The sequence below is a fragment of the Pedobacter sp. SG908 genome (assembly GCF_011759615.1).
GTDB lineage: Bacteria > Bacteroidota > Bacteroidia > Sphingobacteriales > Sphingobacteriaceae > Pedobacter > Pedobacter riviphilus.
Genome location: NZ_JAAOYY010000001.1, coordinates 3540492 through 3554834 on the forward strand (window position 1 = coordinate 3540492; position 14343 = coordinate 3554834).

Here is a 14343-nt window from a genome sequence, read left to right on the forward strand (position 1 = left end):
TTTTTCAGCATCCGAACTCATTAGACGGCTTGGTTTAGCAAAGATTTACTACTGGTTTAACAAGTAATATTCTTAATATATAATACCAGTATTAATTAGTATTTCATAAATTTCGCATAATTACTAACTTATTAAGCGAATGAAATACCAAAATTTGAAAAGATATTTTGCGGCGCTAGGTATAGTCGCTGCTGGCTTTTCTGCAAATGCTCAAACCAAAAAATTTATCGACCCTGCTAACATGGACCTTTCTGTTAAGCCGGGCGACGATTTCTACACCTACGCAAGTGGTACGTGGGTAAAAAATAATCCTGTTCCTGCTAAAGAAACGCGTTGGGGTTCATTTAACGAACTTCGCGATTTCAATATCAATGCCGTTAAATCTTTAGTAGAAGATGCCGCTGCTGATAAATCTGCTCCTGCCGGTTCTGTTAAGCGTAGAGTTGGCGATTTTTATACGGCCGCCATGGATAGCGTAACCATAGAAAAATTGGGTTATACACCAATAAAAGCCGATTTAGAAAAAATTAAACAGATTAAAAACATTCAGGGCGTGTTAGATCAGGTTGCTTACATGCGAACCAATGGTTTAGGCGGTGGAATGTTTGGACTCGGTGTAGGCCAAGACCGCAAGAATGTAAACAAATACATGGTGAATATTGGTCAGGGCGGTACAACACTTCCCGATCGTGATTATTATCTGAAAGATGATGCCCGTAGTATTAAAATCCGCGAGGCTTACAACACCTATATGGTTACGCTATTTACCTTAACAGGAAGTACGCCTGAAGAAGCAAAACAAAAAGCAGCAACAGTTTACAAAATAGAAAAAGCCTTTGCTGAAGCGCAGATGAGCCGTTTAGAAATGCGCGATCCTTACGCCACCTACAACAAACTTACTATTGCAGAACTGAACAAAAAAACTCCGGATATTGACTGGACAACCTATTTACCTAAATTCAAAATCAAAAATCAAGATACCGTTCTGGTTTCTTCGCCTAAATTTATGGCAAGCCTGGATGGAATGTTGAAATCGGTTCCGGTTAGAGATTGGCAGACCTATTTAGAGTGGAACATTTTAAAGGGTTCTGCTTCTAGTCTAAGTTCTCCATTTGTTAAGGCGAGTTTCGCTTTCACACAGGCTCAAACTGGCCAGAAAGTACAAACACCACGTTGGCAAAGGATGTCATCTTTAACAGATGGCACTATTGGCGAATTATTGGGCCAGCTTTATGTGGCTAAATATTTCAAACCAGAGGCTAAAGAACGTATGAACCAGATGATTGTGAACTTGCGTAAAGCATTCGAAATCAGGATTAATGGTTTAGAATGGATGAGCCCTGAAACCAAACAAAAAGCATTAGCTAAGTTACATGCATTTACACCAAAAGTGGGTTATCCGGAAAAATGGAAAAACTATGATGGTTTAGTGATTAATAAAAATACTTATTTCCAAAACTTACGCAACGCAAGTGTTTGGGGGTATAATGAAATGGTCGATCAGTTAGGCAAACCTGTTGATCGCAAACGTTTTGGCATGACACCTCCAACAGTTAATGCTTATTACAGCCCTACTTTGAACGAAATTGTTTTCCCTGCTGGCATTTTACAGTTTCCTTTCTTCGACCCAAATGCTGATGATGCTGTTAATTACGGTGGTATCGGTGCAGTAATCGGTCATGAAATGAGCCATGGTTTTGATGATAGCGGAAGCCAGTACGATGCTGCCGGCAACTTAAAAAACTGGTGGACGGCTGAAGATAAAGCCAAATTTGACGCTAAAACAAAAGCTTTAGGCGAGCAGTTTGATGGCTACACCGTATTGGATACCATTCATGTAATCGGTAAATTAACCATGGGCGAAAATATTGGCGATTTAGGTGGCCTAAATGCGGCTTATACCGCTTTTAAAATGACCAAACAAGGTCAAAGTAATGAAAAAATAGATGGCTTTACACCAGATCAGCGTTTCTTCCTGGCCTGGGCACAGGTATGGAGAGGTAATATCCTACCAGAAAGTGCAGCCCAGTTAATCAAAACAGATCCACATTCTCCAGGCCCATACCGTACCATTGGTGCACCAGTAAATATGGATGCATGGTACAATGCTTTTGATGTTAAACCTGGCGATAAGCTCTATAAAAAACCAGAAGACAGAATTAGAATGTGGTAAGTTAATTTAATTATTTATATCACCCCTATATTGTAAACGTCCCGATTATTTTCGGGACGTTTTTTTATTGGTGTGGTTTCAGAGGTTACCATCTGACATCTACCGAAAGTATCAATTCACTCTGAAAACCAATAGTTTTTATAGTTATGAGACAAATCTGGAGGCTGGTAACCCTCCCTCACAATCAAGTCCAATATTTCTACAAATCAAAAAATTAATCTATCTCCCTTCAGCAATTCTTAATTATCATTCTATCTTTGGAAAAACATAAGCCCCTTTTCATGAGAAGCGCATCCAAAACAATTCTTATCCTAAGTTTAACTTTATTCTCTTCAATAACCTTTGCTCAAGATAATAAGTTAATCAGTCTCGAAGCATTGATAAACAAAACCGATCCGGCTTGGCCACTGGTACAAAAATGGATTGACTCTGCCAAAAATAAGGTTGAAGTGTTACCTGTTGATTCTGCAAAAGCTAAAGAAGTATTATATAACTCACAAATGACTACCTATGCTACACTCGGCTCAGTAATTTACAATACTGGCGGCATAATGGTTGATAACGGATGGATTAGAATTTTAGGTTCGGGCAGCGAAAGATTGAACAGGAATATTGCTGAGTGGAACAAAGGAAAAACCTTAAAAGAGTATGGCGATAACATTCCTTACCTTTTAATTGCCGATGATGCTGTTGGCGGTTTCTTCGCTATTAATTACGGTGGTTTGGGCAAAGACATCAAAAACGTGTATTACCTGGAGCCAAACAGTTTAACCTGGCAACCACTTGGGGCTGGCTATGGCGAGTTTCTTGTTTTTTGTTTCGACAGCGATCTTTCTAAATTTTATAAAGGCTTACGTTGGAGCAGTTGGAACCAGTTTATTGCAAATTTAGATGGGACCAAAACTTATAGCTTTCGCCCTTATTTATGGGAAGAAGGAACCGACATTGATAAATGCACACGGAAACTTGTTGGGATTGAAGAAATGTACCGTTTTAATATCATGAAGTCGAAAGAACTGAATGCAGGTAAAGGCATAAAAAAAGACGAAACCAGCAAGGAGGAAACGAAAAAAGAAGAAACCAAAAACGAGCAGTAAGCCGCCATTTATAAAACAATTCAATGTCTAACACACTTGCTACCATTACCCAGATTAAAAATACCAGGACTTTTATACTAGAACTGGTAAAAGATTTGAGCATCGAGCAGTTAAACAAAATCCCTGCAGGTTTTAACAATAACATCATCTGGAATATTGCCCATTTAACCGCGGCGCAGCAAAATATGTGTTATGTACGATCGGGCTTAGCAGTAACCATCAAAGAAGAACACTTTTCGGCATTTTTAAGCGGCACAAAACCTGAAAAGTTTATTGAGCAGAAAGCGATTGATTCGATTTTCGATGCACTCTTAAACAGTATGGACCGTTTAGCCGCTGATTATTCGAGTGGTATTTTTTTAAAGTTCGACCCATGGGATAAACGTTATGGCATGAAATTAAATTCAATAGAAGATGCGATAAATTTTATCCCTTTCCATGAGGGTATGCACATCGGCTACATCATGGCCTTAAAGAAACTGGTATAAAAATATTGTCTTGAAGATATTTCGATTCTTCCATGTTTCTATGGCAAACTTAGGCGTACTTAGCCTGTGTTTTCTTAGGTAACTTAGCTAAAACCATCGCTCTCGAATCGGCCACTCTTTTTTTCAGTTCTGCTTCATTAAACACCTCCAGGTTATCAACACGTATCCATTGTCTTTTAGCCATATGGTGGGCCTGCTGTATGCCATCTCTAGCCGTTAATACATCAAACTCCTCGGGATCACACTTTATAGAGAAACTATTATCTTCATCAATGGCGATAATGAAATACATTTTTTCTTCGATCATAAAGCATAAATGTCCCCATTTCATTCCCTCGGTTGTACCAGGTAAATTCAAACAATATTCTCTGAAAGATTCGATATCCATTTTAGGGTTTAGGGTTTAGGGTTTAGATGAGATCAAAGCTAACAACAAAAGGTTAAAGAAAAAAGACCATAGTTGAAAGTACAATGAGAAAAAGTCAGAAGCCGGGAGTCCGAAGATTAAAGCAGATGAGCACTCTTATCTTTGGCTAATTTATCGACAAATGTTTTGATCCTGTCTATATTTGTACCAGGATCTTGAAATCCAAGCATCCTTTAAATCCAAGCTCATGAATATTATAACCCCAACAGCTGATGGCTCTAACACCCTTTATAACGAAACTATAGGCGAACATTACCACAGTAAACATGGTGCATTACAGGAAAGCAAACACGTATTTATTGATGCCGGATTAAAATTTGCTTCTACCGATCAAACTGAAATTTCTATTTTGGAAATTGGTTTTGGCACCGGATTAAACTTTATTTTAAGCTTCGATTATTGCGGGGCGAACAACATCAACCTCAATTATACCAGCATAGAAGCCTTTCCGCTTACTACCGAAGTGATTGAGCAAACAGGTTATTCAGCATACGTTCCTGAAGTAATATGGGCAGATTTTATCTCAAATTACCCAGAAGCGCTTAAAGCACCTCAAAAATTAACTTCGCTTTGCACATTAGAAATTCCGTATACTACATTGGCCGAGTACCGCAGCGACCAAAAATTTGACCTGATTTATTATGATGCCTTTTCTGTACAACACCAGCCAGAAATGTGGAGCGATGAAATTATTGCCCATGCCTGCGGTTTCTTAAAACCTGGTGGAACTTTTGTTACCTATGCCATTACCGGAAAATTGAAAAGAGCAATTAAAGCATGTGGATTTACCATAGAAAAATTGCCTGGTGCCCCCGGGAAAAGGGAAATGCTTAGGGCCATCAAAGGTTGAAGGTTAAAAGGTTGAGGCCATAAGGTTTTTAGGTGTTTATAAGCTAAAAAACAAATCTTAACTTAAGGTTCTTTTTTGGAAAGCTTAGCAGAAGCTATTGGTTCTCTGCAGTCCCGCTCCCGCTTCTGCCGATGAAATATCGGCATCTCGCTTCGATCGGGTTTAGGAGGCTAAAACAGTACTGCTACCTGGGGTAAAATAAACCCGACCGACAGCGTTATCCCGATTTGAGTATTATTTTATTTATTGGTTTATCTATCGGGATTAAGCAAAGGGCGGGACGGGTTTAACCGAAGCACCACAGGCCTTGCTTTTCTAAAAAGTAGAACGCATTTTAATTTATGGAGAAAGATTGCTTTGGCTCCGCTTATCTTGCCCCGTGTCCGATAGCTATCAGAGACGATTATGGCAACGAACTGACTACAATAAACCGACTGACAGGAATAACTTTAAAATTGAAGGTTGACTGCTTTCCAAAAAGTACTGACATAATTCAGACTTCTGCACAAAACCTCAGTCCATATAATTTTGTTAGCATACTATTAATATTCATATCATGGAAAAAAGAATTTTAGGAAAAACCGATTTAAATATTGCGCCCATCGTATTTGGAGGAAATGTTTTCGGCTGGACGATTGATGAAAAAAAGTCGTTTGAAATATTAGACCAATTTGTAGAAAGCGGTTTCAATTTTATAGATACAGCAGATGTGTATTCGCGTTGGGCACCCGGAAATAAAGGTGGTGAATCGGAAACGATTATTGGTAAATGGCTTAAGAAACATAATAAACGCCATAATGTAATTATTGCAACAAAGGTAGGCTCTGATATGGGTCAGGGTAAATCTTTAAAGAGAGATTATATCATAAATGAAGTAGAACATTCTTTATCGCGCCTACAAACAGACTATATCGATCTTTATTTTTCTCATTTTGATGACGAAAGTACACCTGTTGAAGAAACCTTAGGTGCTTACGAAACTTTAATTAAAGCCGGCAAAGTACGCTGGATCGGGGCATCGAACTTTTCAGCAGACAGACTTAAAGAATCTTTGGTTTATGCTACCGAACATAGCCTGCCCCGTTACGAAGTTTACCAACCAGGATATAATCTTTACGATAGAGAAAACTTTGAGCAGGAACACGAAAAAATTTGCCTGGATTATGGCTTGGGCGTTGTAACTTATTATTCGCTGGCCAGTGGTTTCTTAACCGGGAAATACCGTAGTGAAAATGACCTGAATAAAAGCCAGCGTGGTGGGGGCATTAAAAGGTTCCTGAACGAACGGGGCTTTAAAATTTTAGCTGCACTAGATCAAGTTGCTGAAAAGCACCATATCGAGCTAGCTTCGGCAGCCCTGGCCTGGTTAATTTATCACCCATCAATTACGGCCCCAATTGCAAGTGTTACCGATTTAAGCCAGTTAAAATCGTTCACTGAAGCAGCAAATTTAAAATTAACTGCTGAAGACATTTCCCTTTTAGATAAAGCGAGTATCTATTAAAAATAATCTCTTATATTTAAATGCCCGATTAATAAAACAATTAATCGGGCATTTTGTATTAAACAGAATCTAAAATATATGAAAGACAAACTATCATTTCTACCCAAACTTGCATTGGTTCTTTTCTGTCTAATGAGCCTAACCTACATTGCCATTTTAGGGCAATCGCTGTTAGCTCCTTTACTTTTCTCTTTTTTAATGGCGATTTTACTATTGCCAGTGGGTAACTTTTTAGAACAACGATTAAAGTTTAAACGAAGTCTATCAACTATTGTTTCTGTAATACTGATGATAGCCGTAATTGGAGGGATCATATATTTCTTTGGCAATCAATTAAGCGATTTATGGGCAGATTGGCCTTTACTTAAAGCAAAAGCAGAAAATTCTTTTACCGAATTGAACAAATGGAGCAAACACACCTTTAATTTCAATCTCGAAAACACTACCTCCTATTTAAAAGACAGTACCGAAAAAGCTTTGGCTACCAGTGCTGCTATTGTTGCTACAACCCTGGCCACACTATCTTCTACCCTATTGTTTTTAGGTTTTACACTACTATTTACATTTTTCATTTTAAACTACCGTAGGGTTTTATTTACCTTTTTAACTTCGGTTTTTAGAGAAGAGCACAAAGAAAAAGTTTCAGAAATTGTCAGTCAGATTCAATATATCATAAAAAAATACATTATAGGTCTATTTCTGCAGATGCTTATTGTTACGGTATTAATGATTACCGTACTGAGTTTATTAGGTGTTAAATATGCGGTTCTGTTGGGCCTGGTTGCAGGTATTTTTAATGTAGTTCCTTATTTGGGAATATTCTTTGCCCTGTTAATAAGCTGCCTAATTACTTTTGCAACAGCAGGTGCAGGTAAGGTACTTCTGGTTTTGATTACTTTTGTTGGCATTCATGCTATAGATGGAAATGTATTAATGCCACTGGTGGTGGGTTCGAAAGTAAAAATAAATGCATTATTTGCCTTTATTGGTATTGTAGTTGGCGAAATGATTTGGGGAATATCGGGCATGTTCTTATGTATTCCTTATCTGGCCATGTTAAAAATAATTTTCGATAGAGTAGATAACTTAAAACCTTGGGGCATTTTAATGGGCGAAGAGCATAAACCCGACAAAAAGAAACGTGTTTACCGGATTACAAAAAAGATTAAATTAGAAGAAAAAGACTAAAATGGCCGAAAATAGATCGCCTCATATTTTAAGCACCTCTGCCAATCTTTTAGGTATTTGCTTTATTGTACTTACTTCTTTAAAAAAACTTGCACTTACCGATGGTTCCATAATTGATGAATTTGCCGTAGCTGCCGTAATGTTTTTTATGACCAGCTGTATCTTATCTTTTATCTCTATGAGAAGAGAAAGAAATGCAAGTCAAAAGTTAGAAAAAGTTGCCGATTTTGTCTTTCTATCAGGCTTGGTTGTCTTATTCGTAGCAACGATTTTAATTGCCTTTAATCTGATCAAGTAAGTTAAAAATTGTAATAAATGAAACCTTTATTTGTATTACTTATCGTTTATGTTGCCCTATTAGCCTTTGGTGGTCATACCACCTTTGATAAAGGAAATATTTTTGCAGGTAATATCGCCATGGGTGTGATGTTACTTTTTACTGCTATTGGCCATTTCAAGTTTAAAACCAGTATGGCTGCTATGGTTCCGCTATTTATCCCTAAAAAAGTAGAAATTGTACTTTTAACAGGTGTGCTGGAAATCTTATTTGCCATTGGCCTAGCGATTGAAAACACCAGGTATTTTACCGGGATTGCCCTAATTATTTTTTACATTGCTATTTTACCTGCCAATATTTACGCTGCCAAACACCGCATCAATTACGAAGATCTGCATAAGCCAGGCCCGGGACCAAAATATTTATGGTTCAGAATACCCTTTCAGCTTTTCTTAATCGCTTGGGTTTGGTACTTTAGCGTTCGATAAACATAGTTCAACCATAAAACATGCCTAACAATCCAATTCCTGCAAGTGCCAATAATCCAGCTGATGCTTTTACACGTTTACTCACTGTTTTAGATACGCTACGTACGCAATGTCCGTGGGATAAAAAACAGACCATGGAAACACTGCGCCATTTAACTATAGAGGAAACGTATGAGTTAAGCGACGCCATTTTAGACGGCGATTTAGATGAAATTAAAAAGGAACTTGGTGATGTGATGATGCATCTGGTTTTCTATTCGAGAATTGCTTCCGAAACCAATGATTTTAACATTACAGATGTTTTAAACGGGGTTTGCGATAAACTGGTAAACCGACATCCACATATTTATGGCGATGTTGAAGTGCAGAACGAAGAAGATGTTAAACGAAACTGGGAACAGATTAAACTGAAAGAAGGCAACAAATCCGTGTTGGCCGGTGTTCCTTCTTCACTACCTGCTTTGGTTAAGGCTGCCCGCATTCAGGAAAAAGCCCGCGGTGTGGGTTTCGATTGGGAAGATAAAAATCAGGTTTGGGAAAAGGTAGAAGAAGAACTTCAAGAATTTAAAACTGAATTTAATGTTGCTGATAATACAGCCATTGATATCGAAAAGGCCGAATCAGAATTTGGTGATGTACTTTTCTCTTTAATCAATTATGCACGTTTCATTAACATCAATCCTGAAAATGCATTGGAAAAAACCAATAAAAAATTCATTAAACGTTTCCAGTACCTCGAAACCAAAGCAAAAGAAAACGGAAAAGCCTTGGCCGATATGACACTTGCAGAGATGGATGTGTACTGGAATGAAGCAAAGAAAATATAGCAAAAAGGAGTAAAATCGCAAAATTCACATTAATTCTGCGAATGGAATCGCAAATTTTATATGAATTTTGCGATTTCAAGTTTATTCATAAAATTCTCCATCCACATAATACCATTGCCCATCTTCTAACCTGAAGTTAGATTTTTCATGCAATACTTCAGTCTGAAATTTCTTATTGAGATAATAAGCCTTAAACTCTACAGTATCAAAATCTGAAAAAACAATTTCGAGTTTTAGCCATTTGGTATTTTTCGCACTGCTTAAATAAGCACTTTCCGAATGCCCTTTTCTTTTACTGCGATGTGTAGTATCGTAAAGATAAGCAGCATCTGCCACTACAAAAGCCGAATATCTGGAACGCATTAAAGCTTCTGCAGTTGGTGCCTTTTTCACTTTTAAATGATAAGGCTGGCAACACTGGTTAAAGGCGACTCCACTTCCGCAAGGACAGTTTATTAAATCCATGATTAAAATTTACCGCACAAAAATATGATTTAATATTCCTGCTGCTAAAATTTCCGTAAAATTGCAGCTGAAAAATGAGGTATTTCTTTCACATTGCATATCAAGGCCAGTACTTTAGTGGGTGGCAAAAACAACCTGGGGTAAAAAGCGTCCAGGAAGTTATTGAACAAACACTTTCTAAGATTTTAAAATCGCCGATTGCTATTAATGGCTGTGGACGGACCGATGCGCATGTGCATGCCAGCCAGTTTTTTTTCCATGCTGATATTGAAAAAGAAATTGATTTCGATCTGCTTTATATTTTGAATAAAGCCTTACCTTATAATATTGCGGTATTCGACATTATTAAAATGGAGGGTAAACCCCATGCCCGGTTTGATGCTGTACAGCGGAAATATGATTATTTTATCCATACCTATAAAGATCCTTTTTTAAGCACCCAAAGTTCCTTTTATCAATTAAACAATTTGGATTTTGATAAAATGAAAGCGGTTGTTAAATTATTACCCCAATACAAAGATTACAGGGCTTTTTGTACACATCCGGATAAATACGAACATACCATATGTAATGTAATGGAAGCTGATTTATTTGTAAATCCAAAAGGCGACAGGCTGAGGTTTCATATTGCCAGCAACCGCTTTTTAGGGAAAATGATCCGCATTATTATGGGTAAAATTTTAATGGTTGGTAAAGGAGAACTTAGCTTTGATGAATTTGAAAGCGAGCTGATTACCCTTCAACCTTCAAAACTATCATTACCCGCCCACCCTACAGGCCTATACCTTTCAAAAGTTACTTACCCCTACCTCAACCTCGAACCACGGACTGAATTTATCCATAGTACGCAAGGTATAGACTGGATTTCAATCTAAGTGTAGCGTTTTCATATTGAGCTCCGTTTAAGGGGTATGAAAGTTCAAATCTGTATTTTCCTTTTTGCCCTGATCTTATCTTTAGGTTGTAAAAAATCTACAACGGTTGATGTTTTATTGGATGGCAACTATACAGGTGTACTGGTAATTACCAATAGTATTAAGTCTGTGCCGGTAACCCGCCCAATTTCAATTTCGTTAAAGGATGGAAAATTCAATATTACGCCGGGTGCTGATGCTAACTTAAAACCATCTGGAGGTAAGGGAACCTATACCTTTAAAAATGGGATAGGATATTTTACCGATGAGGGCGTTTGGACGGCAGATTTTGATTGGAATATGATTTTAAATGGCGAATACGACATTAGAAGCAGTGGAGTAGATTTAACCCTTAGAAAAAGATTCAGTGCAAAGACAGATTTTTCTCCTGCTATCTCTTATGCAACCATAGATTATGAATATATTTTAAAAAGAAGTAATTAATCCGCATACACAAATGAAAAATTTAATATTCTTCTTTATTACCTTATCTACTTTTGTTTTTGGATGTAAGAAGAATTCTGAAACAAAAACAACGAATTACGAATTTGAAATCAATACTTCAAAATCAATCGGTGCATCTACATTAGTATTAAAATCGATTAGTGACAACCGTTGCCCAGTAAATGCCGATTGTATTAGCGCTGGAGGTGCAACAGTATATTTCAAATTAACGGGCAATAACGTTGATCAGGAAATTACCTTATGCAAAGGGGTTTGTGGCGCATTAGAAAGTGTAAAAAACCTTAAAATTAATGGCATAAATTACTCATTAAAATTAATAGACATCACACCATACCCTCAGCTTCAGAAGAGTGCTATTACACAAACTGTAAAAGTTGAGTTGACAAAAGCTTAAGTTTAGGTTTGCTTGGGCATCGGAAATGATCTGTTCGGTGACCCAAGTTTTTTCCTTATTTAAATCTGATTGCTTTAAGCGGGGAAACCTTGCTGATCAATAGCGAAGGAATAATCAAAACCGTTAAACACACCACTACCGTAACGATATTAAGCAGCAGCACATCGATAAAATGAAACTCTATGGGTGCATAGGCTAAAAAATAAGAAGCCTGGTTAAGTTTAAAAATGTGAGTGGCCTGCTGTAAGAAACCAAGTCCTAAGCCCAGAATATTCCCAAGTAATAAGCCAATGCCAATTAAATAAGCTGCATTGTAAAGGAAAATCTTCATAATACTCCAGTTGCTGGCCCCAAAAGATTTTAGCATCCCAATCATATTTGTTTTTTCTAAAATCATAATCAACAATGCTGTAACCATGTTAATTACGCCTACAATGAGCATCAGGATTAAAAGCACCTTGGTATTTACATCAAGAAGGCCTAGCCAGGTAAAGATATTAGGAAAATTTTCTTCAATAGAATACGAGCGCAGATTGCGTGGAAGCTTTTCATAAATATTATCGGCAATAGGCTTAAGCCTGTTAAAATCCTTAATCTTGATCTCCATGCCACCAATTTCATTCGCTTCCCAATTATTGAGGCGTTTAATGATATTCAGGTTGCCCAGTACAAAGCCCTTATCAATATCTTCTACACCTATATCGTAAATACCTACAATTTTAAATTTACGAGGTCGCAATTGGTTTTGAACAAAATACATGATAAAATCGTCACCTGTTTTAAGCTTTAAACGCTTAGCGGTATAATTCGAAATAAGCAGTTCTTGCATGGCAGCTGTACTGTCAGAAAAATCGATGATGGTTCCGCTGATAATATGCTGTTTAATGTAATCCCATTTGTAGCTTTTGTCTATCCCTTTAAAATTAATGCCTTCAATTTCATTATTTGCCGAAAGGATGCCCGGTTTTGTCGCAAAAGGATAATAATATTCGATATCGGAATTGTTTTTGAGCATCTTTTGCGTTTCTCCATCTAATACAAAGGGAGAATGCTCAAATGAATTATTCAGATCGTAACGGGTAATCTGTACATCGCCTAAATAACCCCTTACTTTATCCTGAATTTCAGTTTTAAAACCTTTAATAATGGCTATAGAAAGAATCATAACAGCCAAACTCAACATCACACCTGCTATTGCAATGCGGACAATAAGTTTTGAAAAAGTACGCTCAGATTTAATGGCTATCCGCCTTGCTATGAAATATTCGAAATTCAATTTAATCAATTTGTATTAACAAAAATGCTCAATTCCTTTTTAAAAATGGCATTTTCAAAAATAAATAACCAACTTTAAACATCAACCATTAAGTTGTAACAAGAAAATACCAATAGCATAAATGAAATATGTTGTAAATTGTTTTGTTATAATACCGGAAGATTAGAATATACTGAAAATGAAAAATTACATCAGCTTTGCTTTAACCAGTTTAATTGCATTATCGGCCTGCGGACAACCTAAACCACTCGAACAAGAAGTTCTTGGAAAGAAAAGCCCGGAAAACAGAAAACTAATGATCAAGACTGTTAAGCTGCCATCGGCAATTAAAACCGGTGCAGAGCAGACAGAAAAATATCTTCCCCTATTAAAAGGTAAACGTGTTGGTATGGTAGTTAACCCTACATCGATTATTGGAACGCAGACTTCGGTTGATAGCTTGCTGAAACGAGGTATTAAAATCCAGAAAATATTTGGTCCTGAGCATGGTTTTAGAGGAAACGCCAGTGCCGGTGTTACTGTTAATGATGATGTTGATACCAAAACAGGCATAAAAGCCATTTCACTTTATGGCAAACACAGCACACCTACTGCTGAAGACTTAGCAGACATCGACATTATGGTGTTTGACATTCAAGATGTTGGTGTTCGTTTTTACACCTATATAAATACCTTACAGCATGTTATGGAGGCTTGTGCCGCAAACAATAAAACATTATTGATTTTAGACCGTCCAAATCCAAATGGCTATTTAATTGATGGGCCGATTTTAGATCCAAAATTTAAATCGGGTATTGGTGTACAACCTATTCCAATTGCTCACGGCTTAACGGTTGGCGAATATGCGCAGATGCTAAATGGCGAAGGCTGGTTAAAAGATAAGGTGAAGTGCAAGATTACCATTATCAAAAATGCCAATTATGATCATGATATGGAATATACTTTACCTGTTAAACCTTCTCCTAACCTGAATACACAGCAATCTATTTTACTTTATCCATCTACCTGTTTATTTGAAGGCACGTATTTAAACCACGGCCGTGGAACAATGTTTCCTTTTACAGTTGTTGGAGCACCTTACCTTAAAGGGAAATTCGATTTCAGTTTTACGCCCAAAAGTATAAAAGGAATGTCTGAAACACCATTATTTCAAGATCAGGTTTGTTACGGCTTAGATTTAAGAACTTATGATACCTCAAAACTGATAAAATCGAAACAGGTAAACATTAGCTGGTTAATCGAACTGTATAAGGCATCACCAAAAAAGGAAGATTTCTTTAATAGTAAATTAAGTAAAGAAATGGGTACTATTGAAAGATTAGTTGGTGTGGCAGATTTTAGGCAACAGGTAATTGATGGAAAAAGCGAAGCAGAAATTAGAGCAAGCTGGGAACCAGGCCTAAGTGCCTACAAAGCCATGCGTAAGAAATATTTGCTGTACAATTAATTATTGAATGAGAACGGGATTCAATAACTCTTGCAATATTTTCAAACTTAACAGATAGAGATT

Annotated in this window: 16 protein-coding genes; 13 read left to right on the plus strand and 3 right to left on the minus strand. The window is 37.1% G+C overall.

The genetic code is table 11. From position 1 onward, the window contains the following. Positions 1-139 precede the first annotated feature (139 nt). The 3 genes from FHT21_RS14355 (at position 140) to FHT21_RS14365 (ending at position 3758) form a co-directional block, all read left to right on the plus strand. Positions 140-2173 (plus strand): M13 family metallopeptidase, encoded by a 2034-nt coding sequence (locus FHT21_RS14355; protein WP_167295320.1) that lies wholly within the window; start codon positions 140-142, stop codon positions 2171-2173. A gap of 281 nt (positions 2174-2454) precedes the next feature. Next, positions 2455-3270, plus strand: coding sequence for a DUF2625 domain-containing protein (locus FHT21_RS14360; RefSeq protein ID WP_167295321.1), 816 nt, complete (start codon positions 2455-2457; stop codon positions 3268-3270). A 23-nt stretch (positions 3271-3293) separates the two neighbouring features. Beyond that, positions 3294-3758 carry a DinB family protein gene (locus tag FHT21_RS14365; protein WP_167295322.1) on the plus strand — a complete coding sequence of 155 codons (465 nt, stop codon included), beginning with the start codon at positions 3294-3296 and terminating at the stop codon, positions 3756-3758. A gap of 49 nt (positions 3759-3807) precedes the next feature. Here FHT21_RS14365 and FHT21_RS14370 read toward each other — a convergent pair whose 3' ends face one another. Continuing rightward, the gene (locus FHT21_RS14370; RefSeq protein ID WP_167295323.1) at positions 3808-4146 is read right to left on the minus strand and encodes an MmcQ/YjbR family DNA-binding protein; all 339 of its coding nucleotides are present in this window, start codon (positions 4144-4146) and stop codon (positions 3808-3810) included. 226 nt (positions 4147-4372) lie between these two features. On the opposite strand from FHT21_RS14370, the gene mnmD reads away from it, so the two are divergent. The 6 genes from mnmD (at position 4373) to mazG (ending at position 9319) form a co-directional block, all read left to right on the plus strand. Continuing rightward, positions 4373-5035, plus strand: a complete 663-nt coding sequence (mnmD, locus tag FHT21_RS14375) for a tRNA (5-methylaminomethyl-2-thiouridine)(34)-methyltransferase MnmD (protein ID WP_167295324.1) — start codon at positions 4373-4375, stop codon at positions 5033-5035. A 556-nt stretch (positions 5036-5591) separates the two neighbouring features. Then, positions 5592-6539 carry an aldo/keto reductase gene (locus tag FHT21_RS14380; RefSeq protein ID WP_167295325.1) on the plus strand — a complete coding sequence of 316 codons (948 nt, stop codon included), beginning with the start codon at positions 5592-5594 and terminating at the stop codon, positions 6537-6539. Between the two features lie 78 nt (positions 6540-6617). Beyond that, entirely contained in the window at positions 6618-7727 is a 1110-nt protein-coding gene (locus FHT21_RS14385) for an AI-2E family transporter (RefSeq protein WP_167295326.1), read from the plus strand. A 1-nt stretch (position 7728) separates the two neighbouring features. Then, the gene (locus tag FHT21_RS14390; protein ID WP_116253049.1) at positions 7729-8025 is read left to right on the plus strand and encodes a hypothetical protein; all 297 of its coding nucleotides are present in this window, start codon (positions 7729-7731) and stop codon (positions 8023-8025) included. Between the two features lie 17 nt (positions 8026-8042). Then, positions 8043-8492: a hypothetical protein gene (locus FHT21_RS14395; protein ID WP_167295327.1), complete on the plus strand. Its 450-nt coding sequence runs from the start codon at positions 8043-8045 to the stop codon at positions 8490-8492. A 20-nt stretch (positions 8493-8512) separates the two neighbouring features. Further along, a complete protein-coding gene (gene mazG, locus FHT21_RS14400; protein ID WP_167295328.1) occupies positions 8513-9319 on the plus strand; it encodes a nucleoside triphosphate pyrophosphohydrolase in 807 nt (268 codons plus the stop codon). Positions 9320-9400: 81 nt separating this feature from the next. On the opposite strand, the gene FHT21_RS14405 is transcribed toward mazG, so the two are convergent. Then, on the minus strand, positions 9401-9784 hold the full coding sequence (locus FHT21_RS14405; protein ID WP_208398923.1) for a YchJ family metal-binding protein: 384 nt from the start codon (positions 9782-9784) through the stop codon (positions 9401-9403). Positions 9785-9858: 74 nt separating this feature from the next. On the opposite strand from FHT21_RS14405, the gene FHT21_RS14410 reads away from it, so the two are divergent. The 3 genes from FHT21_RS14410 to FHT21_RS14420 are packed head-to-tail and all read left to right on the plus strand — an operon-like array spanning position 9859 to position 11557. Next, positions 9859-10659: a tRNA pseudouridine synthase A gene (locus tag FHT21_RS14410; protein WP_167295329.1), complete on the plus strand. Its 801-nt coding sequence runs from the start codon at positions 9859-9861 to the stop codon at positions 10657-10659. 36 nt (positions 10660-10695) lie between these two features. Continuing rightward, positions 10696-11142, plus strand: coding sequence for a hypothetical protein (locus tag FHT21_RS14415; protein ID WP_167295330.1), 447 nt, complete (start codon positions 10696-10698; stop codon positions 11140-11142). Between the two features lie 13 nt (positions 11143-11155). Continuing rightward, positions 11156-11557 carry a hypothetical protein gene (locus FHT21_RS14420; RefSeq protein ID WP_167295331.1) on the plus strand — a complete coding sequence of 134 codons (402 nt, stop codon included), beginning with the start codon at positions 11156-11158 and terminating at the stop codon, positions 11555-11557. Between the two features lie 55 nt (positions 11558-11612). Here FHT21_RS14420 and FHT21_RS14425 read toward each other — a convergent pair whose 3' ends face one another. Continuing rightward, a complete protein-coding gene (locus FHT21_RS14425) occupies positions 11613-12833 on the minus strand; it encodes an FtsX-like permease family protein (RefSeq protein WP_167295332.1) in 1221 nt (406 codons plus the stop codon). Positions 12834-13011: 178 nt separating this feature from the next. Here FHT21_RS14425 and FHT21_RS14430 point away from each other — a divergent pair, with 178 nt between their 5' ends. After that, positions 13012-14280, plus strand: a complete 1269-nt coding sequence (locus tag FHT21_RS14430) for a DUF1343 domain-containing protein (protein WP_167295333.1) — start codon at positions 13012-13014, stop codon at positions 14278-14280. Positions 14281-14343: the final 63 nt, after the last annotated feature.

What these genes read in the sequence shown, in the direction of transcription:
- FHT21_RS14355 (WP_167295320.1), top strand. Translation starts at nt 140, where the DNA reads ATGAAATACCAAAATTTGAAAAGATATTTTGCGGCGCTAGGTATAGTC.
- FHT21_RS14360 (WP_167295321.1), top strand. Translation starts at nt 2,455, where the DNA reads ATGAGAAGCGCATCCAAAACAATTCTTATCCTAAGTTTAACTTTATTC.
- FHT21_RS14365 (WP_167295322.1), top strand. Translation starts at nt 3,294, where the DNA reads ATGTCTAACACACTTGCTACCATTACCCAGATTAAAAATACCAGGACT.
- FHT21_RS14370 (WP_167295323.1), bottom strand. Translation starts at nt 4,146, where the DNA reads ATGGATATCGAATCTTTCAGAGAATATTGTTTGAATTTACCTGGTACA.
- mnmD (WP_167295324.1), top strand. Translation starts at nt 4,373, where the DNA reads ATGAATATTATAACCCCAACAGCTGATGGCTCTAACACCCTTTATAAC.
- FHT21_RS14380 (WP_167295325.1), top strand. Translation starts at nt 5,592, where the DNA reads ATGGAAAAAAGAATTTTAGGAAAAACCGATTTAAATATTGCGCCCATC.
- FHT21_RS14385 (WP_167295326.1), top strand. Translation starts at nt 6,618, where the DNA reads ATGAAAGACAAACTATCATTTCTACCCAAACTTGCATTGGTTCTTTTC.
- FHT21_RS14390 (WP_116253049.1), top strand. Translation starts at nt 7,729, where the DNA reads ATGGCCGAAAATAGATCGCCTCATATTTTAAGCACCTCTGCCAATCTT.
- FHT21_RS14395 (WP_167295327.1), top strand. Translation starts at nt 8,043, where the DNA reads ATGAAACCTTTATTTGTATTACTTATCGTTTATGTTGCCCTATTAGCC.
- mazG (WP_167295328.1), top strand. Translation starts at nt 8,513, where the DNA reads ATGCCTAACAATCCAATTCCTGCAAGTGCCAATAATCCAGCTGATGCT.
- FHT21_RS14405 (WP_208398923.1), bottom strand. Translation starts at nt 9,784, where the DNA reads ATGGATTTAATAAACTGTCCTTGCGGAAGTGGAGTCGCCTTTAACCAG.
- FHT21_RS14410 (WP_167295329.1), top strand. Translation starts at nt 9,859, where the DNA reads ATGAGGTATTTCTTTCACATTGCATATCAAGGCCAGTACTTTAGTGGG.
- FHT21_RS14415 (WP_167295330.1), top strand. Translation starts at nt 10,696, where the DNA reads ATGAAAGTTCAAATCTGTATTTTCCTTTTTGCCCTGATCTTATCTTTA.
- FHT21_RS14420 (WP_167295331.1), top strand. Translation starts at nt 11,156, where the DNA reads ATGAAAAATTTAATATTCTTCTTTATTACCTTATCTACTTTTGTTTTT.
- FHT21_RS14430 (WP_167295333.1), top strand. Translation starts at nt 13,012, where the DNA reads ATGAAAAATTACATCAGCTTTGCTTTAACCAGTTTAATTGCATTATCG.